The 18,975-nt window shown below is 59.1% G+C and carries 17 protein-coding genes; 12 read left to right on the top strand and 5 right to left on the bottom strand.

Annotated elements, in window-relative coordinates; translation table 11 throughout:
• Positions 1-23 precede the first annotated feature (23 nt).
• Positions 24-245 (top strand): hypothetical protein, encoded by a 222-nt coding sequence (locus WA845_RS17425; RefSeq protein ID WP_337322484.1) that lies wholly within the window; start codon positions 24-26, stop codon positions 243-245.
• A gap of 60 nt (positions 246-305) precedes the next feature.
• Positions 306-1,301, top strand: coding sequence for an FkbM family methyltransferase (locus tag WA845_RS17420; protein WP_337322483.1), 996 nt, complete (start codon positions 306-308; stop codon positions 1,299-1,301).
• Between the two features lie 131 nt (positions 1,302-1,432).
• On the opposite strand, the gene WA845_RS17415 is transcribed toward WA845_RS17420, so the two are convergent.
• Positions 1,433-3,499, bottom strand: a complete 2,067-nt coding sequence (locus WA845_RS17415; protein ID WP_337322482.1) for an ATP-dependent helicase — start codon at positions 3,497-3,499, stop codon at positions 1,433-1,435.
• A gap of 411 nt (positions 3,500-3,910) precedes the next feature.
• Here WA845_RS17415 and WA845_RS17410 point away from each other — a divergent pair, with 411 nt between their 5' ends.
• From WA845_RS17410 to WA845_RS17380, 7 genes are all read left to right on the top strand, one after another.
• Positions 3,911-4,648 carry a prolyl oligopeptidase family serine peptidase gene (locus WA845_RS17410; protein ID WP_112767008.1) on the top strand — a complete coding sequence of 246 codons (738 nt, stop codon included), beginning with the start codon at positions 3,911-3,913 and terminating at the stop codon, positions 4,646-4,648.
• Between the two features lie 198 nt (positions 4,649-4,846).
• The gene (locus tag WA845_RS17405) at positions 4,847-5,917 is read left to right on the top strand and encodes a LacI family DNA-binding transcriptional regulator (protein ID WP_080823173.1); all 1,071 of its coding nucleotides are present in this window, start codon (positions 4,847-4,849) and stop codon (positions 5,915-5,917) included.
• A gap of 5 nt (positions 5,918-5,922) precedes the next feature.
• Positions 5,923-7,524 carry an FAD-dependent oxidoreductase gene (locus WA845_RS17400; protein ID WP_337322500.1) on the top strand — a complete coding sequence of 534 codons (1,602 nt, stop codon included), beginning with the start codon at positions 5,923-5,925 and terminating at the stop codon, positions 7,522-7,524.
• Between the two features lie 49 nt (positions 7,525-7,573).
• Positions 7,574-8,845 (top strand): ABC transporter substrate-binding protein, encoded by a 1,272-nt coding sequence (locus WA845_RS17395; protein ID WP_004444781.1) that lies wholly within the window; start codon positions 7,574-7,576, stop codon positions 8,843-8,845.
• Positions 8,846-8,855: 10 nt separating this feature from the next.
• A complete protein-coding gene (locus WA845_RS17390) occupies positions 8,856-9,788 on the top strand; it encodes a carbohydrate ABC transporter permease (RefSeq protein WP_112416243.1) in 933 nt (310 codons plus the stop codon).
• The gene (locus WA845_RS17385) at positions 9,778-10,620 is read left to right on the top strand and encodes a carbohydrate ABC transporter permease (protein ID WP_337322481.1); all 843 of its coding nucleotides are present in this window, start codon (positions 9,778-9,780) and stop codon (positions 10,618-10,620) included. The genes WA845_RS17390 and WA845_RS17385 overlap by 11 nt, the downstream gene beginning before the upstream one ends.
• Before the next feature lie 17 nt (positions 10,621-10,637).
• A complete protein-coding gene (locus WA845_RS17380) occupies positions 10,638-11,690 on the top strand; it encodes an ABC transporter ATP-binding protein (protein WP_108081281.1) in 1,053 nt (350 codons plus the stop codon).
• Positions 11,691-11,750: 60 nt separating this feature from the next.
• Here the strand turns inward: WA845_RS17380 and WA845_RS17375 are convergent, their stop codons facing one another.
• Genes WA845_RS17375 through WA845_RS17360 form a run of 4 tightly spaced genes read right to left on the bottom strand, consistent with a single transcriptional unit; the run spans position 11,751 to position 15,241 of the window.
• Positions 11,751-12,488 (bottom strand): ABC transporter ATP-binding protein, encoded by a 738-nt coding sequence (locus WA845_RS17375; protein WP_034498002.1) that lies wholly within the window; start codon positions 12,486-12,488, stop codon positions 11,751-11,753.
• Positions 12,485-13,330 (bottom strand): ABC transporter ATP-binding protein, encoded by an 846-nt coding sequence (locus tag WA845_RS17370; protein WP_337322480.1) that lies wholly within the window; start codon positions 13,328-13,330, stop codon positions 12,485-12,487. Before WA845_RS17370 ends, WA845_RS17375 begins: the two co-directional genes overlap by 4 nt.
• On the bottom strand, positions 13,317-14,216 hold the full coding sequence (locus WA845_RS17365) for an ABC transporter permease (protein WP_034497999.1): 900 nt from the start codon (positions 14,214-14,216) through the stop codon (positions 13,317-13,319). Before WA845_RS17365 ends, WA845_RS17370 begins: the two co-directional genes overlap by 14 nt.
• Positions 14,213-15,241, bottom strand: coding sequence for an ABC transporter permease (locus WA845_RS17360; RefSeq protein ID WP_022563795.1), 1,029 nt, complete (start codon positions 15,239-15,241; stop codon positions 14,213-14,215). Before WA845_RS17360 ends, WA845_RS17365 begins: the two co-directional genes overlap by 4 nt.
• A gap of 206 nt (positions 15,242-15,447) precedes the next feature.
• Here WA845_RS17360 and WA845_RS17355 point away from each other — a divergent pair, with 206 nt between their 5' ends.
• The 3 genes from WA845_RS17355 to WA845_RS17345 all read left to right on the top strand — a co-directional run bounded on the left by WA845_RS17355 (position 15,448) and on the right by WA845_RS17345 (position 18,872).
• Positions 15,448-16,161: a FadR/GntR family transcriptional regulator gene (locus WA845_RS17355; RefSeq protein ID WP_004444769.1), complete on the top strand. Its 714-nt coding sequence runs from the start codon at positions 15,448-15,450 to the stop codon at positions 16,159-16,161.
• A gap of 67 nt (positions 16,162-16,228) precedes the next feature.
• On the top strand, positions 16,229-17,209 hold the full coding sequence (locus WA845_RS17350; RefSeq protein WP_004444768.1) for a mannonate dehydratase: 981 nt from the start codon (positions 16,229-16,231) through the stop codon (positions 17,207-17,209).
• 124 nt (positions 17,210-17,333) lie between these two features.
• Positions 17,334-18,872 carry an ABC transporter substrate-binding protein gene (locus WA845_RS17345; protein ID WP_278068055.1) on the top strand — a complete coding sequence of 513 codons (1,539 nt, stop codon included), beginning with the start codon at positions 17,334-17,336 and terminating at the stop codon, positions 18,870-18,872.
• Positions 18,873-18,975 lie beyond the last annotated feature (103 nt).

The raw sequence follows: 18,975 nt of genomic DNA, 5'->3' as shown, positions 1-18,975 counted from the left end.
CCGTGCAGGAGCATAATGAGGACGTGGCCGTTTTCAAGCTCGAGCAATTGTTCGGCAAGCGTGATGCCAGTGGCGTTGAGCGCGTAGGAGCGGACGCCCGAGCGCTGGAACAGCCTCGCGGCATCGGCGGCGATGAAAAACCGCCCATTTCCGGTGATCTGAACCGCCGGGGCACTAATCGCCGTTGGATTAAAGTTCAGTGGCAGGTAGAAGGGTCTATGATGCTTCATCCCACGCCGATTTAGCGTGTGATTCCGCCGCTAGATCGTATAGGGCTCAGTCTTCGCAGGGGAAAGAGGGGAGAGATGTCGGGAAGCGTGATTAACAGGGATCAGGTCGTCAAAGCCTACAACAATCTTCTAGGTCGAGATCCAGAGAACGACGACATTGGGCAGGGCGCCGACACCTACGAATTTGTTATGGGGGTAGCTATCTCTGAAGAGCACAACCGTTATGTTGCGGCTCAGGAAATGGATAGGCATAGGTTTTCGATAACTGACACGACATCGGGCGCCTTTGTTACCTACACTGCGGACAAGGTGATTGGCCACAGCATTCGATCCTCTGGTGGCTTTGAGGAACGGGCCATAAGTGGCGCTATAGAAATTGCCGAAAGTTGCGGTTTGGTCGTCCGTCGCAATGTATTTGTTGATGTCGGTGCAAACATAGGCACCCACTCGATTTTCGCCCTCACATCGGGGTTTTCAAAAGCTGTATGTGTTGAGGCTGACCGGAACAATTTCCGTTTGCTGCGCGTGAACCAAATTCTTCACGACGTCGATACGGCCTGCGTCAACCATCTGGTTGCTGCATCCAACGCCGAAGGGCAGATCGAAATCCAGATTTCGCCTTATAATTTCGGAGACCATCGCGTCGGACACAAAAACGAAGCGCGATCTGTGCACGGTGAGGAAACTTGGGAAACCCATGTTATCGCTACTAGGCCTCTTGATGACATCATAGCTTCCTCGGGCGTTGAGTATAGCGATATTGGGTTGGTGTGGATTGACACCCAAGGGCACGAAGGGCAGGTTCTATCTGGTGCGCGCTCGCTCATTGAGGCGGACGCACCAATAGTGACGGAGTTTTGGCCCTATGGGCTCGAGCGATCGGGAGGGTTTGCGGTTTTCAAAGAACTAGCAGCCAAACGAAAGGCCATCATTGATATCCGCGCCTCTCAGGAAAGGGGCGGTCCAGTAAGAGTTGACAGCCAGGACCTCGATGAAATGTACGCTAGAATGATTGAAAGCGAGAGCAACGGCGCTTCCCCGCATACTGACCTCTTGCTGTTGAATATTTAGGCGTCGTCGCCTCACTCTTCCGAAGCGCGCTACGCGATAGGTGCCGACCAGTCGCGGCGCATCCTGACGTTATGATGACGGCGTTGATCGGAAAATAATCGTCAGTTACAGCGGGGTGAACGCCCCGCTTTTCATTTCCACATCGCCCGCATCCGGGCACCCACATCAATCCGGATCTGCTGCGCGCTGCGTTCCGAAGCGGCGGCTGAAACCAGTGGCCAGCTCATCGTTTCGAAAAATTGCAACAGCGTCGCCGGTATGAAGCGAGTTCTGGCGGCGTAAACATGCCGGTCGCCCTGAGAACTCTGGCCGCCGGTGAAGAAACGTTGCGGCGTGATCAGCGACAGGCTGTCCTTGGCGCGCGTCATGGCGACGTAGAGCAGCCGGCGTTCCTCCTCCAGTTCCTGGGTGGTGCCGACGCCGAGGTCCGAGGGGATGCAGCCGTCGACCACATTGAGGATGAAGACGGAGCGCCACTCTTGGCCTTTTGCCGAATGGATGGTCGAGAGGCTGAGATAATCCTCGTCGAGCAGCGGCACGCCGGCCTGATCGCTGGTGGCGTCGGGCGGATCGAGTGTCAGTTCGGTCAGGAAGCGTTCGCGTGAAGGGTAGCCGCCAGCGATCTGCTCTAGCTGCAGCAGATCGGCCTTGCGGGTGTCCGCATCCTCATGCAGGCGTTCCAGATGCGGTTCGTACCACAGCCGCGCCTGCCCGATCTGGCCCGGCCAGTCATTCGGCGCGTGTCGCAGGCCCACCAGCATTTGTGTAAAGGCTGCCCAGTCATCACCGGTCTTCGGCGGCGACGGAATTTCGGCGAGCGCAAGCAAGGGTTCGGGATCCCTCGCGATTGTCTCGAGAATATTGCCAGCCTTTTTTGGTCCGATGCCTGGCAGCATCTGCAGCAGCCGGAAACCGGCGACGCGGTCGCGCGGGTTCTGTGCGAAACGCAGCACGGCCAGCATATCTTTCACATGGGCGCTGTCCAGGAATTTCAGGCCGCCGAATTTGACGAAGGGTATGTTGCGGCGGGTCAGTTCCACCTCGAGCGGGCCGCTATGGCTGGAGGTGCGGAACAGCACGGCCTGCTGTTTCAAAGTCATGCCGGTTTCGCGATTGGCGAGGATCTGGTCGATGATGAAGTTCGCCTGCTCGGTCTCGTCTTTCACCGTCACGAGTTTCGGGCGCTCCAGCGACTGCCGCTCGGTCCAGAGATTCTTGGTGAAGCGCTCGCGCGCGAGATCGATGACCCCGTTGGCGGCTGCAAGGATCGGCTGCGTCGAGCGATAGTTGCGATCCAGCGTGATGATATCGGCCGCCGGGCTGAAGGAAGCCGGGAAATCGAGGATGTTGCGCACGGTCGCCGCCCGGAAAGAATAAATAGACTGCGCGTCGTCGCCCACCACGGTCAAGCCGCGGCCACCGGGCTTCAGCGCCATCAGCACCGAAGCCTGCAGCCGGTTGGTATCCTGATATTCATCGACCATCACATGGTCGAAGCGGTTGCCTATATCGTTGGCCAGAACGGGGTCGCTGACCATCTGGGCCCAGTAGAGCAGAAGATCGTCGTAATCGAGCACGTTCTGGACCTGTTTGGCCTCGACATAGGCCGCGAACAGTTCCTTGAGTTCGCTTTCCCAGTTGGCAACCCAGGGATAATGCTGGCGCAAGATGTCCTTGAGTGGCGTCTGGGAATTCACGACGCGCGAATAGATCGCAAGACAGGTGCCCTTTGTCGGAAAGCGGCTTTCGGTTTTGGAAAACCCCAGCTCGTGCCGGGCAAGGTTCATGAGGTCGGCGCTGTCTTCGCGGTCGTGGATGGTGAAATCGATGTTGAGGCCGATCTGCTCGGCATAGATGCGCAACAGCCGTGCACCAATGCCGTGAAACGTGCCGGACCAGGCCAATGCATCTGTCATGATTGCCGAATTTGCCCCGAGGACCTGTTTGCATATCCGTTCGACACGGCGCGCCATCTCGGAAGCTGCGCGCCGTGAGAATGTCATCAGCAGGATGCGGCGGGGATCGGCGCCATTCACGATCAGATGCGCAACACGGTGAGCCAGCGTGTTGGTCTTTCCAGAGCCGGCGCCGGCGATGATCAGAAGCGGACCGGCGACATGTCCATCCACCAGTCCAACACCATGTTCCACGGCCTTGCGTTGCTGCTCGTTCAGTTTTTCCAGATAGGCAACCGCCATCCTGCACTAATCCTTGATACTTGCCCTAGGCGAAGTTGCCTCCCCGAAAACGGCGGGCGGCTGAGCCCGCGCCGCCATTTCGCCTTCGTGCCGCAATGATTAGCAAAGACTCAAACAGCAAGCCAGAACAAATGCTGAACGTAAAAGCCTTGCTTCACAAGTCCGATTGGCGCCATCACCTGACAGCTCGATTTCTGAAGTCTCTTCCTCGAATGTTGCCTCAGGAGTGGAAGCGGATATGCTGTCGTCGCATCGCCGGAAATCAGATGAGGCAGTTGTCTCATTGGTTTGAAATAAAGAAATATTTCATGTTTTCCGAGGCGCTTTTCCTGCTTTTTCCGGGAGCGTTGAACCCGATCGGATTTAACGGTCATTACCCCGAAGAGGCTTATTCACTGGGAGGAAAAAATCATGAGACGACTTAAATCCTGCCTGATCGCTCTGGCTGCAATCACTGCCTCGACATTTGCACAGGCCGAACAGAAAGCGATGAAATCCGATGTCACCATCGCTTCTGACCTCAACTACCTGCTTTATACGCCCAAGGATTACGCCGGCTCGAACAAGACCTATCCTCTTGTCGTCTGGCTGCATGGCGGCGATCAGGGCGGTAGCGACGTCGAAAAGCTACGGTCGAGCGGCTTGCCGAAAATGATAGAGGACGGACGTGAGTTTCCCTTCCTGGTGTTTTCACCCCAAAATCCGAGTGAGGAACTACTTTATCCGATCGAGCGTGTCGCAAGCGTTCTTGAGGCGGTGGTGGCCAACCATCGGGTCGACCGGGAGCGCATCTATCTGATCGGCTATAGCCGGGGAGGGTTCGGCGCATGGTCCATGGCAGAACAGTTTCCTCAAACTTTCGCCGCGGTGGTTCCGATTGCCGGCGGCGGCATTCGGCACTACCTCAATCGAACGAACGAGAAGGCGGCTTTCTGGGCCTTTCATGGTGCAGATGACGAGGTGATCCCGCTGTCCGATACAGTGGTGCTCGTGCAACGTCTTAAGGAGCTGAAGCGCAATGTTCGGCTCAATGTGCTTGAGGACACTGACCATCAGGCGGTCGAGGGAAAAGTGCTGAACGACGAGGCGATGTGGACTTGGTTGCTTGAGCAGAAGCTTGCGGGCGAAAAAGCATCCTCGAATCCGTAAATCCGGGCCGACCGCTGTTTTTTACAGCTGACATTGCCGTTTCTGCCGCGTTTTGCCATTGCAGCGCAGGCTTGCGATAATCTGCAACCCTTTCAGCGAATGCACTTTATCGCTTGACTCCCTACGCTAAGATGGTGCTAATACGCATTAGCAGCTAATGCGTATTAGCACGGAACGAATGCCGGAGGAGGGCATGGCGTGTCCAGTCACAGACGTCTCACGCAGAACGATATCGCCAAGCTTGCCGGTGTCAGCCAGGCAACGGTGTCGCTTGTTCTGAACGGCGCGCCGGCAGCGGTCGCGCGCATCCCGGACGAAACCCGGGAAAGGGTGCAGGCCGTCATTCGCCAGACCGGTTATGTTGCCGATCCGATTGCGCGGCGCATGGCCAAGGGGCTGAACCGGATCCTCGGCGTTTTCACCTATGAGCCAGCATTCCCCAGCGCTCAGGCTGACTTCTTCACGCCCTTTCTGCTGGGTATCGAAGAAGAGGCGCAGCAGCAGGCTTATGATCTTCTGCTGCTGACGAGCGCCGGTGTCGGCGATAACCGCAAGATTTTCTCGGAAGGCAACAGGCTTCGGATTGCGGACGGCTGTCTGGTTCTCGGCCGCGAGTTCGATCGCAAGGAACTCGCCCGGCTGGTTTCGGAAGACTATCCCTTCGTCGCGATCGGCCGGCGTGAAGATGCCGGTGGGCCGGTTCCCTATGTCGGCGGTGACTACGCCGCGGGAACGCGTCAGCTCGTCGAAGACGCCATCGCGCTGGGACACACCAGGCTCGCCTATATCGGCCCTCAGGGTCCGGCAGAATCGATTGCCGATCGCTGGCAAGGTTTCAGCGCGGCGCTCGCAGATGCGGCCACGATTGCCCTGCATATCAAGGCGGTCAACCGCCCGGCCGAGAAAATACTTGATGCCATCATTGAGAGCGGGGCCACAGTCGCCTTCTTCATAGAATTGGCCGATGCCGTGCGCGTCGAGGCGCTGGCGCGGGCGAGGGGGCTTGTCGTGCCGGACGCATTTTCGATGATCGTGCTTGGCAGCCATATCAGGGCCGCACGCAGTCCCGTGCGTTTCACCTCCTATGAAATTCCGCGCGAGGAGATGGGGCGGCAGGCAACCGCCATGCTGGTCAACCGCATCGAGACCGGCAGCGCCGGTGGGCAGATCCTTCTCAAATGTGAACCCGTCAAGGGAGAGACGTTGGGGCCGGCCCCGACCGGCTCGGCAAACAAGTCCTCAGTCAACAAAACGGATGTGACGTCGTGAAAGACATGAAAGCAGATATTCTCGTGGTCGGTGGCGGCCTTGGCGGCGTAGCGGCGGCACTGGCGGCCGCACGAGCGGGCAAACGCGTGATCATGACCGAAGAATACGACTGGATCGGCGGCCAATTGACCAGTCAGGCCGTTCCCTCGGACGAGCATACATGGGTTGAACAGTTCGGCATCACCCGGTCCTACCGGGCGCTGCGCAACGGTGTGCGGCAATATTATCGAGACCATTATCCGCTGACGGAAGGCGCGCGCGCTTGGGGCGACCTTAATCCGGGCGGCGGATGGGTGAGCCGCATCTGCGCCGAGCCGCGTGTCAGCCTCGCGGTCATGGAAAGCATGCTGGTGCCCTATATTGGCGCAGGTCGCCTGACGATACTCAAGCCCTGGCGTCCCGTCGGGGCCGATGTGGACGGCGACTTGGTTCGCTCCGTGACCCTCCGCCATCGCGACGGCGGCGCTGAAATCGTCATATCCGCCGATTACGTACTCGACGCCACCGAACTTGGCGATCTGCTGCCGATGACCGGCACGGAATATGCCAAGGGTTTTGAGGCGCAGTCTGACACGGGGGAACCGAGCGCGCCTGAGCACGCTCAACCGGACAATGTGCAGGCTGTCTCAATCTGCTTTGCCATTGACCATGTCGATGGCGACCAGACGATCGACAAGCCTGAAAACTACGACTATTGGCGCTCTTACCAGCCGCATTTCTGGGGCGGGCCGCTCCTCGGCTTCACCGCGCCCCATCCGCGCACGCTGGAGCATACCACCCGCTCCTTCACGCCAAATCCCGATGATAATCCGCTGCTGGTCGATGCCGATCAGCGCAAGGGCGGCGGTGATGAGAATCTCTGGATTTTCCGGCGCATCGCGGCACGGAAAAACTTTGCGCCCGGCTTCTACCAATCGGATATCTGCCTCGTGAATTGGCCGATGATCGATTACATGGATGGCACGATCATCGATGTGACCGAGGAAGAAAAGGCGCGCCACCTGAAGGCGGCGGCAGATCTTTCTTATTCGGTCTTTTACTGGCTGCAGACGGAAGCGCCGCGCCTTGATGGCGGGCAGGGGTTTCGCGGGCTTCGGCTGCGTGGCGATATCACCGGCACCGAACATGGGCTTGCCATGGCACCCTACATTCGCGAAAGCCGCCGTATCAAGCCGGTGACGCGCATCGTCGAGCAGGATCTTTCCTATACGGTTCGCGGCGAAAGAGGCGCGGTCCGCTATCGCGACAGCATCGGTATCGGCATGTACCGCATCGACCTGCATCCATCCACCGGCGGCGACAACTATATCGACGTGCCATCCTGCCCGTTTGAAATACCGCTCGGTGCGCTGATCCCGCAGCGGGTGAGAAACCTGATCCCGGCCGGCAAGAACATCGGCACGACGCATATTACCAATGGTTGCTACCGCCTGCATCCGGTCGAATGGAACATCGGCGAAGTGGCCGGGATGCTTGCGGCGCACTGCCTGGAAAATGGCCTCACGCCACATCAGGTGCAGGAAGACGATGACCGCCTGGAAGCCTTCCAGACGCAGCTGACCCGTCAGGGCATCGAAATACGCTGGCCTGATATCGCGGCCTATTAGGACGGCGGTTTGCCGTCTCATCGAACCCATCTTTGGAGGAGGACCGGGAATGAACAATCATTTTAAACTGAAATCCACGGCCTGTGCGCTTGCCCTGATTGGCTCGCTTGCGTTTGCGGGCGGAGCGATTGCGCAGGATGCGGTTAATCTGCGCATGACGATCTGGAGCGCCAACGAGGCGCATCTCAAGCTCTTCAACGAGATCGCAGCCGGTTTCAAGAAGGATCATCCAAATGTCAGCGTGACTTATGAGTCCCTGCCTTTCGATACCTACACGACTGCACTCACCACACAGATCGCGGGCGGCAACGCACCTGACATGGCCTGGATTTTCGAGACGTCGGCTTATGATTTCGTCAAGTCCGGGGCGCTCTACCCGCTGACGGACACACTGAAGGCTGCGCCGGGATATAATCTTGAGGAGGTCGGTGCCGGCGCCACGGAACGCTGGTCGCAGGACGGTACGCTTTACGCCTATCCGTTTTCGACCTCGCCCTTCGCCGTCTTCGTCAATAACGATCTTATCAAGGCTGCCGGTGCCAAAACCCCTGCCGACATGATCGCTGCCGGCGAATGGACGTGGGACAACGCCATCGCCACGGCGTCGGCTGTCGCCAAGACCGGAAAGGGCGGGCTTGTCGTCCGCGATTTCAATTACCAGAACTGGCAATATCTCACTTCCGTCTGGAATGGCTGGGGGGCTTCACCCTGGAGTGCTGACGGCGCCACCTGCACCATGGCGGAAAAGCCGATGGCGGATGCCATTTCGTTCATCCACGACGCCATCTTCGACAAGAAGGCCATTCCGGGCCCCGGCGAGACGGTCGATTTCTTCGCTGGCAATGCGGCGATGACGATTACGCAGATCAGCCGCGCCTCGCTTCTGCCGAAGGACAAGCCATTTGGCTGGGACCTCGTGCCTCTTCCGAAGGGCCCTGCGGGCGATTATGCGCTGATCGGCCAGGCGGGTATCGGCGTCATGCAATCAGGCAAGAATGCCGAGACCGCGGCGCAATTCGTGGCTTACATGACCAATCCGGAAAATTCCGCCAAACTCAGCCAGTTCTTCCCTTCAGCGCGCAAGTCTTTGCTGAATGCGCAGGTGCTGAAAAAGACGAACCCGCTGCTCAGCGAGGAGCAGATCGAAAAGGTTGTCATCTCCGGCATCTCGACCGGCAAGGTCATGCCCGGCCACACCGGGTTTGCGCAGATCCAGCAGATCGTGCGTTCGAACCTCGACGCCGTCTGGCGGCCGCAGGCCGATGTGGCCGGTGCGCTTCAGAAAATCTGCGGCCAGATCGGGCCGCTCTTGAAGCGCTGAGGAGAAAACCATGGCTGTCGCGCAGGATATTGCCCGTACTCAGGATCGTCCGGCCCCGGCGTTCTGGACCATCGCGCGGCGCGACAGCCTTGCGGGATTCCTGTTCATCGCCCCGCAGCTGATCGGCATCGTCATCTTTGTTCTGATCCCGCTCGGGCTGGTGTTCTGGTATTCGCTGCATGAATGGAATGTGCTTGCCAACACCTTCACCTATACGGGTGCGCAGAACTACCGGATGTTGGTCGAGGACGACAATCTTCGCGACGTCCTTGGCGCGACGGCGATTTTTTCGGCCGGGCTCGTCGTGTTCAACCTGTCACTGGCGTTGCTTCTGGCCGTATTGCTGAACCAGAAACTGGCTGGCATTGCGATATTCAGGACGCTGTTCTTCTCGCCGGTTGTCGTTTCGCTGGTTGCCTGGACGATCGTCTGGGGGTTCCTGTTGCAGAAAAATGGCGGCATCAACGGCATGTTGCTGATGGTCGGCATCGAAGGCCCCAACTGGCTGCGCGAGGAAACGACCGCGATGATTTCAGTCATCGTCGTGCAGGTCTTCAAGAATGTCGGGCTTAACATGATCCTGTTTCTGGCAGCACTTCAGGGTGTGCCGAAAGAACTTTACGAAGCCGCCCGCATCGATGGCGCGCCCGCCTTCAAGCAGTTTCGTCGCATTACCCTGCCGCTGATCAGCCCGACGATCCTGTTAACCTCGATCATTACGATTGTTGGCTCGCTGCAGGTTTTTGCGCAGATCGCAGTTCTGACCCAGGGGGGGCCGGGTCTCTCGACCACGGTGCTGGTCTATTACCTCTATCAGCAGGCCTTCCAGTTTCATTTCTTTGGCTACGGCTCGACGCTGTCCATCCTGCTGTTTGTGATCGTCGCCGTACTGACCTTCGCCCAGTGGCAGATGCGCAAGAGGATCGTCTTTTATGAAAGCTGACCTTTCCCCACGCATGCAGGTCGCTCTTTACGGGGTGTTGTGCGTGCTCCTGGTCCCGTTCGTCTTTCCGACCTGGTGGATGGTGACGTCATCGATCAAGCCGATCAGTGATATCTTCGCCTTCCCGCCGCAATTCTTCCCGCAAAACCAGGACTGGACGAGCTATTCCAAGGTCTTCGAGTTGCAGCCTTTCGTGCGGCAATACTGGAACTCCGCCTATATTGCCGCTGTGGTGACGGCAGGAACGATGATCATATCGTCCATGGCAGGCTATGCTTTTGCGCGGATCCGGTTTCCGGGCGCAAATCTCATTTTCATGGTCGTGCTGCTTGGCCTGCTCATTCCGTCGGAAGTCACGATCGTGCCGCTGTTTCAGATGTTTCTGAAGGCGGGCATGGTCAACACACACTGGCCGCTCATTCTTGTGCCGATCTTCGGCGCGCCTAGTGTTTTTGCCACTTTCGTCATGCGGCAGTTCTTCGTGACGCTGCCCGCCGAGCTCGAAGAGGCGGCGCGTGTCGATGGTCTCGGGCGCTTCAAGATATTCCGCAAGATCGCGCTGCCGCTGGCAAAACCGGCCCTGGCTTCGGTTGCGATCTTCACCTTCCTGCACTCCTGGAACCTGTTCCTTGAGCCCATCGTCTTTCTCTCCAGCGCAGAGATGTTCACGCTGCCGCAGGCGCTGACCCAATATACCGACGCCTATGGCGGACCGATGTGGAATATCCAGCTTGCCGCAGCGACGCTGACGGCGCTGCCCGTGCTCATCGTCTTCGTGATTGCCCAGAAGCAGTTCGTCGAAGGCCTCGCCCATACCGGCCTCAAGGGCTGAAGAACCGGATTTAATCGATGGCTAACGTAACCCTGTCCGACATCCGCAAAAGCTATGGCGCGGTAAAAACCATTCACGGCGTCGATCTCGATATCAGGGATGGCGAATTTGTCGTCCTCGTCGGCCCCTCCGGCTGCGGCAAGTCCACCCTGCTGCGGATGGTCGCCGGTCTCGAAACGATCACGGGTGGTGAACTCAAGATCGGCGAGCGGATCGTCAACGATCTCGATCCCAAGGACCGCGACATCGCCATGGTGTTCCAGTCATACGCTCTTTACCCGCATATGACGGTCGCAACCAATATGGGCTTTTCGCTGGAGCATCGCGGCTCAAGCAAACAGGAAATCGCCGAGAAGGTGAACTGGGCGGCGGAGATCCTTGGTCTCACCGCATTGCTCGACCGTTATCCCCGCCAGCTCTCCGGCGGTCAGCGCCAGCGCGTTGCAATGGGCCGCGCCATCGTTCGCAATCCGCAGGTGTTCCTCTTCGACGAACCCCTCTCAAACCTTGATGCCAAACTGCGCGTCGTGATGCGTGGCGAGATCAAGGCTTTGCATCAGAAACTCAGGACCACCACGATCTATGTGACGCATGACCAGGTGGAGGCGATGACGATGGCTGACAGGGTCGTCGTGCTGAACGGCGGCCGTGTCGAGCAGGTCGGCACGCCGCTCGAACTTTACGACCGTCCGGCAAACCAGTTCGTTGCCGGCTTCATAGGCTCACCTTCCATGAATTTTCTGCCCGGCGTGATATCGCAAGCCGGTTTTGAAACCGGCGGTGTGGTCTTGCCATTGCCGGCCGCTGCCGCCGCTCTTGCGGGAAAAGGGGCGACTTATGGCATCCGGCCCGAGCATTTCGCCCTTGATCCCGCGGGCGTGCCGGCCGAGATCCTGCTCGTCGAACCGCTGGGATCGGAAACGCAGGTCACCATGACACTGGGTGGTTCGCGGGTGCTCGGCGTTTTTCGCGAACGCATAGTCCAAGCGGTCGGCGAGGAGATAAGGATATCCCCGTCTTTGGATGGCATTCATCTGTTTTCGGACGAGAACGGCAATCGGCTGAACTGAGCCCCGGCGCGCGTCCAGAAAGGTCCGGCCGCGCTTCAGCCATCTCCGCGACCGATCATCTCAAAGAAAGCTGCTTTCGAACAGCTCGCCTGAATAGGCGGCATGGGTAACGCCTGCTTCAAGGTCGGCCTTGGTCAGCTCATCCACAAAAACGCCGTTCTGCATCACCAGCACGCGATCGCACATATGGGCGATGACAGCCAGATCATGGCTGACGAGAACAAAGGTCAGATCGCGTTCTTCGCGCTGGTCGGCAAGAAGGTTGAGGATTTCGGCCTGGATGGAAACGTCGAGCGCGGATGTCGGTTCATCGAGCAGCAGGATAGGTGGTTCGAGGATCAGCGCGCGGGCGATTGCCACGCGCTGGCGCTGACCGCCGGAAAGTTCATGCGGGAACCGCTCGGCAAAATGCGCAGGCAGGCCAACCTGTTGCAGGGCGGCGGGAACCTTCGACCAGCCGTCGCCAAGCCCCATGGCGCGGATGGGCTCGGCCAGAGCCCGACCGATGCGGTGGCGAGGATGCAGCGAACCGTAGGGATCCTGAAACACCATCTGGGCCAGTTTCAGTTCGTCGCGGCTGCGGGTCTTGCCGACCGGTTTTCCATTAAAGCTTATCGAGCCGGTCCAGCCACCCTCCAGACCTGCCAGCGAGCGCAGCAAGGTCGATTTGCCGCAGCCGCTTTCGCCGACAATTCCGAGGGTTTCGCCTTTGTTGACCGTAAGGCTGACGCCGCGTACGACGTGGTTACGTTTTTCCTTGGCGCCGTAGACGACGTCGAGCTTGTCTACCGTGATCATCGCATCACCTCCGCATCGATTGCCTGACGATCCAACACCTTGAGGCGCCTGACCGGATTGCGGGGATCGGGCATGGCCGCGATCAGGCCGCGCGTATAGGGATGCCGCGCATCTTCAAGCTTCGTCAGCGTTTCCACGACGCGCCCGCCATACATGACCAGCACGCGTTCGCAGAACGCCGCCACCATGCGGATGTCGTGGCTGATGAGGATCAGGCCGGAATTGTTCTCGCGCACCATCTCGTCCAGAAGCAGAAGTACATCCTTGCGCACGCTGACATCGAGGGCCGAGGTCGGTTCGTCGGCGATGACAAGCTTCGGCTTGGCGAGCAGCATCATGGCGATCATCACCCGCTGCCCCATGCCACCCGATATCTGGTGTGGATAAAGCGCCATGACGCGGTCGGGATCGTTGATACGTACGCGCAGCAGCATGTCGCGCGCCGCAGCCCTTGCCCCCTGGCCGGTAAGCGCCAGATGCAGTTCGGCGGCTTCCGCCACCTGTTTGCCGATGGGCAGCACCGGGTTCAGCGAATAACGCGGGTCCTGCATGATCAGCGCCATCTCGCTGCCGCGGATCGCGCCCATCTGCCGTTCGGTTTTTGTGAGCAGCGGTTTGCCGAGAAAATCCATTTTCTCCGCCGTCACCGTCGCGCTCTTTGGCAAAAGGCGCATGGCGGCCCGGCCGGTGGTGGATTTGCCGGAACCGGACTCACCGACGATACCGACCCTTTCGCGGCCGACGTCGAAATTGACGTTGGAAACGGCGGAAATGGCATTGCGCCCAAAACGGACATTGAGGTCGCGTACCGAGAGTATGGGAGTGCTGTCAGGAACGGGCATGACGCGGATCCAGAAGGTCGCGCAGCGTATCGCCGGCGATGTTGAAGGCAAGGCTCGTCAGGAGGATGGCAATGCCGGGCATGACGGCGACCCACCAGTAATCGAGCATGAATTTGCGGCCGCTGGAGATCATCGCACCCCATTCAGGCAGCGGCGGCTGCGCCCCAAGGCCGAGAAAGCCGAGCGAAGCAGCCGTCAGGATGATGCCCGCCATGTTCAGCGTGAGGCGAACGATGACCGAGGGAATGCACATCGGCGCGATATAGAGAAACAGGATGCGCAGCGGCGAGGCACCGTAGAGGCGGGCGGCGGCCACATAATCGGTGTTTCGCACCACCAGTGCTTCCGCGCGGGCGAGACGCGCAATCGGTGGCCACGCCGTCAGCGAGATCGCGATGATCGCTGTTCCGAGACCGGCTCCCATCGCTGCCGCAAAGGCAAGTGCGAGCACGAGCGAGGGGAAGGAGAGGACGATATCGGTCGCGCGCATTAAGATGGCATCGGTGCGCCCGCCGAAGAAACCCGCCATGACGCCAATCGCAAGGCCGATCGGACCAACGATGACCGAGACCGACAGGACGGTCTGGATGGTGATGCGGGTGCCGTAGACGAGCCGGCTGAAAATATCGCGGCCAAATTCGTCGGTTCCGGCCAGATGCGCCCAGCTTGGCGGCTGAAGCGCGTTTTCGAGCGCCTGACGGGCAGGATCGTAAGGCGCAATGAGCGGAGCGAAAATGGCGACCAGAACCAGAACCGCCAGGATGGCGAAGCCGAACATCCCAAGTGGCTCATCTGCGAGCTTCCTAAGTGTCCGCACGGTTGTGGTCGACAGGCGCGACAGGACGCCGGGGCGATCGACGGTATTGTTTTGCGCGATATCGGTCATCGTGCGGCCTCCCGTGTACGGGGATCAAGCGTGGTGTAGGCCAGATCGGCGAGGAAGTTGAGCAACATGAATATGAAGCCGATGACGATCGTGGCGGCGAGGATTGCATTCATGTCGCCGATGAGCAGCGCATTGGTCATATATTGGCCGATGCCCGGCCAGGAAAAGACGATCTCGGTCACCACGGCGCCTTCCAGCAGATTGCCGTAGGAAATTGCCAGAACGGTGATGAGCTGCACGGCGATATTGGGCAGTACATGGCGGGTTATGGTGCGTGCGGGGCTGACACCTTTGGCCCGCGCCGCGATAACATAGTCCTGGCTCAGCTGTTCGAGGGTGAAGGCCCTCGTCATGCGGGTGATATAGGCCATGGCCATATAGGCAAGGATTACGGCCGGCAGGATGATGTGTCCGAGCGCGTTCCAGAAGATTTCCGTCTCGCCCGCAAGCAGGCTGTCGACCAGCATCAGGCCGGTTCTGGGTTCCACAAGACCCTCGTAGAACACGTCCACCCGGCCGGGCCCTCCGACAAGATTGAGACTGGCATAAAAAATGACGAGCCCGACAATGCCGAACCAGAAGACAGGTATCGAATGTCCAACCAGCGCAAAGACACGCGCGAACTTGTCGATGAACGTATCGCGAAACAGGGCTGCGGCAAGACCGAGGGGAACGCCGATGATCGTCGAGATGATGATCGCCAGCGTCGCAAGTTCGAAGGTTGCGGGGAAGGCCTGCGCCAGATCGCGCGTCACGGGATTGCCCGTCAGGATCGCGATACCGAAATCCCCATGCAGCAGACCACGCAAGTAAATGAAGAACTGCTGATAAAGTGGCAGATCAAGGCCAAGCCGCGCCCTCATGGCCTCATAGGCCTTTGGATCGGCAAGCTCGCCGACGATTGCTCCGACCGGATCGGTCGGCATCACACGGCCTATGATGAAGGTGATGCAGAGCAGGATGAAGAGGCTGACGATCAGTTGCAGAAAACGATGCCCAAGCCCGCGCAGTGAAATCTCCGTCATTGCTGGCCGCACTTCCTTGAGAGAAATCCGTCAGGGGCCGGCCCTTTGCCCGCTGCTCGCCGCAGACGCGCAATTCTCTTTTGTAAAAACTCTTGATGGTACTTCATCCCAACCCCTCCCTGAGTTAACATGAAAACATATGACGTGCCGCCACGTCATCATATGAGTAACGAAGGGATTCGTATTCTGCAAGAGGGAAGACTGGCATGATTGGCGACAAAGCGAGGCCGCGGGAGAGGCGGGCGCAACAGATCATCGATAATCTCAGCGCAGAAATTCGCAGTGGAAAACTGAAAAATGGCGACCAGCTTCCCACGGAGCCGCAATTGGAACGCGCTTATGGCGTGAGCCGGACGGTGGTCCGCGAAGCGATTGCCGATTTGCGTTCTGCCGGTTACGTCGTCCCTATCCAGGGCAAGGGGGTTTTTGTCAGTAGCGACAGTGAATGGGCCGGCGTGAAACTGACGCAGTCTGAAGTTGGCACCATTGCCGAGACGCTGGAAATGCTGGAGTTCCGCCTGGCAACGGAAGGGGAGGCGGCGGCGATCGCAGCCTATCGCCGGACGGCCCAGCAGGAAGCGGCAATCTCGGCGGCGCACCGGAAAATGGCCCGTGCCATCGACGCTGGCGAATCAACCGTCGATGCGGATTACGAATTCCATTCGGCCATCGCGACCGCAACCAATAACCGCTTCTATCTGGAGGCATTGCGCCAGTTCGGTTCACGCTCGATACCGCGTGGGCAGTTCCCAACGCTGCCTGAAACCGGCGACGCGAATTATCTTCGCAAAGTCCAGGCCGAGCACGAGGCAATCCTGCGCGCCATCGTCGAGCAGGATCCCGATGCGGCCCGAAAAGCCATGCGTGAACACATGCTGGCAAGCCAGCGGCGATACAGGCTGCTCTCGGAGGCGCAATAGCATCTCGACACTCATCTTATTTCATGCGATGTCATATGATGACTTGCATGGAGAGAGGAGAGAATCGATGTATGTCGGCACCCAGGTTGCTGCGCGCGATGACGAGGATTACAAGGTCTGGGCGCAGCTCGGCGTCAAAAACATCAGCGCGGATCCGCCCGGAGCACCCGCGAGCTGGACTTTCGAGGATTTCGAGCGCCACCGTGACAAGGTCGAAAGCTTTGGCCTTGTCCTCGATATGGTGCAACTGCCGTTGCCGTCCCGGCCCATCGAGCAGGCGTCATATCCCGATATCCTGCTTGCCGGCCCGGATCGCGACCGGCAGATCGATGCCGTCTGCGCGATGATCGAAAATATCGCGAGGGCCGGAATTCCTGCCGCGAAATACAATCTCAACCTCATTGGCATTCCGCGCACGGAGATGGAGCGCGGCCGTGGCGGTTCGCTCAACGAGGCATGGCGCTGGGACAAGGCGGACCATGATGCCGCACCGGGCCTCGCCGGCGTTCTGTCCGAAGACGAGAACTGGGAACGCATCGACTACTTCCTCGAACGCGTCGTGCCGGTTGCTGAAAGCAACAGGGTGCGTCTCGCCTGCCACCCCCATGATCCCTATACACCGCCAGGCTACAGGGGCGTCACCCGTGTGCTCGGCACAGTCGATGGGCTGAAGAAGTTCGTGCAGATGCGCGAGAGCCCCTATCACGGCCTGAATTTCTGCCAGGGGTCAATCGGCGAGATGCTTGATGATCCGCGCGAGGAGATCGACGACATCATCCGCTGGTTCGGCAGCCGCGACAAGATTTTCAACGTCCACTTCCGCAACATCAGCGGCGGGAAATTGTCCTTCATGGAGACTTTCCCCGATGAGGGGGACATGGACATGGTGCGCTCGCTGAAACTCTATCACGAACTCGGTTATCGCTACATGATCATGCCGGACCATGTGCCGACGATCGCCGGACGCGATCCCGTCGGCGTCGCTTTCGCCTTCTGCTACGGCTACATCGCAGCCTTGATCGAAGCACTTGATAACAAACATCTTTGACCGTTTTGGCCCGCGACGCCCCGCTGCGTCGCGGCTTTTCCCGAACATCAATTACCGATCTGTAGGAGGAGCAGGTATGAAAAAAACATTGATCCGTCTCGCATTCACCACCGTTCTTGGCGCTATGCTCGTGCAGGGATCGCCCGTCGCGGCCAAAACCCCCAACGACCAGCTGGTTATCGGCACGTCGCTGGCCCAGGTGCTGTCACTCGACCCCCATCAGGCCACCGAGGCAAAAGCCAACGAAATCATGGCCAATCTTTATGATCGCCTGATCTCGGTGGACGGTTCCGGCAAGGTTTCGCCGCAGCTCGCCGAGCGCTGGGAAACGGATGAGAAAGGCATCACCTTTCATCTTCGCGAGGCGAATTTCGCCTCCGGTAACCCGGTGACCTCGGCCGATGTGGTTTATTCGCTCAGCCGCCTTCTGAAGATGAACCAGGCGGCCGCAGCGAACCTCAAGCGCGTGGGCTACAATGCCGACAACATCGACAAGCTGGTAAGTGCTCCTGATGAAAAAACGGTTCGCGTCGATCTTTCGGGTGAAACGACTTCGGAATTGCTGCTCTATCGCCTCGCCATGGTCATTGCCAGCGTGGTCGACAGCAAGGAACTGAAGTCCCACGAGGTCAATGATGACTGGGGGAATGCATGGCTGAGAACGAATTCGGCCGGCTCTGGCCCGTTCACCCTGAACCGCTGGTCGCCGAATGAGATCATCATTCTGGAGGCGAATAAGGACTATGTGGCCGGTAGCCCCAAAATGCGCCGCGTCATCGTGCGGCATGTGCCGGAAAGCCAGGTTGAGCGCCTGATGCTGGAGCGCGGCGATATCGACATCGCCAGCGCGCTGACGGCTGCGGATCTCGCGACCTTCAACAACAAGGACGGTTTCCAGATCCAGCGTGTGCCGACGGGCGGTTTTTACGTCCTGTCCATGAATGCCGGCAAGGAGCCCCTGTCCAACCCCAAGGTCCGCGAAGCGATCGCCTACGGCATCGACTACAAGGGCATGGAAAAAACCATCATGGGTCCCTACGGGCGGGCGCGCACGGTGCCGGTACCAGAGAATTTCGAATATGCCATTCCGAGCCCGGATTGGAAGCTCGACGTGGAGAAGGGAAAAGCGCTCCTCAAGGAGGCCGGCTACGAGAACGGTTTCACGCTCAATCTGAAGACGATCGCGCAGACGCCGCGCATCGACCTCGCCACTGCCATTCAGGCCACGCTCAGCCAGCTTGGTATCAAGGTCAATATCCAGCAGGGTAACGGCTCGGACGTGATTGCCGCGCACCGCGCGCGGGATTTTGATCTGCTCATTCCGCAGACCGGAGCCTACATGCCGAATGTTCTGGGCTCGATGGAGCAGTTCTCCAGCAACCCGGACAACTCGCTTGCCGCCAACAACGCCGGCAATTTCGTCTGGCGCTCGGCCTGGGATATTCCGGAACTGACCGCGCTCACGGCAAAGGCGTCACTCGAGCCTGATGCCAAGAAGCGCGGCGGAATCTACACCCAGATGCAGGAAATGTTCGTCGCGCAGAAGCCTGCGGTGCTGCCGATGTTCGAAAGATTCGAGCCGATCGTGCTGAATGCACGCGTCAAGGATTATGTGGGCCACCCCAGCCAGACGACCCGGCTTGAAAAGGTCACGAAGGACTGACGGCAAAGCATAGTTTGCGAAACAGGTGACGGGCGGTTTTACCGCCCGTTTTTATGCGTGACTGGGCCAATGCGCCAGAGTCTTCTCCCGCACGTTGACCAGG

The organism is Agrobacterium sp. CMT1 (assembly GCF_037203725.1).
Taxonomy (GTDB): domain Bacteria; phylum Pseudomonadota; class Alphaproteobacteria; order Rhizobiales; family Rhizobiaceae; genus Agrobacterium; species Agrobacterium pusense.
This window is presented reverse-complemented; position numbering and strand designations above follow the sequence as displayed.

Bases quoted from the DNA above. Each gene is read 5' to 3' on its own strand.
- WA845_RS17420 (WP_337322483.1), top strand. From the start codon at position 306: ATGTCGGGAAGCGTGATTAACAGGGATCAGGTCGTCAAAGCCTACAAC.
- WA845_RS17415 (WP_337322482.1), bottom strand. From the start codon at position 3,499: ATGGCGGTTGCCTATCTGGAAAAACTGAACGAGCAGCAACGCAAGGCC.
- WA845_RS17410 (WP_112767008.1), top strand. From the start codon at position 3,911: ATGAGACGACTTAAATCCTGCCTGATCGCTCTGGCTGCAATCACTGCC.
- WA845_RS17400 (WP_337322500.1), top strand. From the start codon at position 5,923: ATGAAAGCAGATATTCTCGTGGTCGGTGGCGGCCTTGGCGGCGTAGCG.
- WA845_RS17395 (WP_004444781.1), top strand. From the start codon at position 7,574: ATGAACAATCATTTTAAACTGAAATCCACGGCCTGTGCGCTTGCCCTG.
- WA845_RS17390 (WP_112416243.1), top strand. From the start codon at position 8,856: ATGGCTGTCGCGCAGGATATTGCCCGTACTCAGGATCGTCCGGCCCCG.
- WA845_RS17385 (WP_337322481.1), top strand. From the start codon at position 9,778: ATGAAAGCTGACCTTTCCCCACGCATGCAGGTCGCTCTTTACGGGGTG.
- WA845_RS17380 (WP_108081281.1), top strand. From the start codon at position 10,638: ATGGCTAACGTAACCCTGTCCGACATCCGCAAAAGCTATGGCGCGGTA.
- WA845_RS17375 (WP_034498002.1), bottom strand. From the start codon at position 12,488: ATGATCACGGTAGACAAGCTCGACGTCGTCTACGGCGCCAAGGAAAAA.
- WA845_RS17370 (WP_337322480.1), bottom strand. From the start codon at position 13,330: ATGCCCGTTCCTGACAGCACTCCCATACTCTCGGTACGCGACCTCAAT.
- WA845_RS17365 (WP_034497999.1), bottom strand. From the start codon at position 14,216: ATGACCGATATCGCGCAAAACAATACCGTCGATCGCCCCGGCGTCCTG.
- WA845_RS17360 (WP_022563795.1), bottom strand. From the start codon at position 15,241: ATGACGGAGATTTCACTGCGCGGGCTTGGGCATCGTTTTCTGCAACTG.
- WA845_RS17355 (WP_004444769.1), top strand. From the start codon at position 15,448: ATGATTGGCGACAAAGCGAGGCCGCGGGAGAGGCGGGCGCAACAGATC.
- WA845_RS17350 (WP_004444768.1), top strand. From the start codon at position 16,229: ATGTATGTCGGCACCCAGGTTGCTGCGCGCGATGACGAGGATTACAAG.
- WA845_RS17345 (WP_278068055.1), top strand. From the start codon at position 17,334: ATGCTCGTGCAGGGATCGCCCGTCGCGGCCAAAACCCCCAACGACCAG.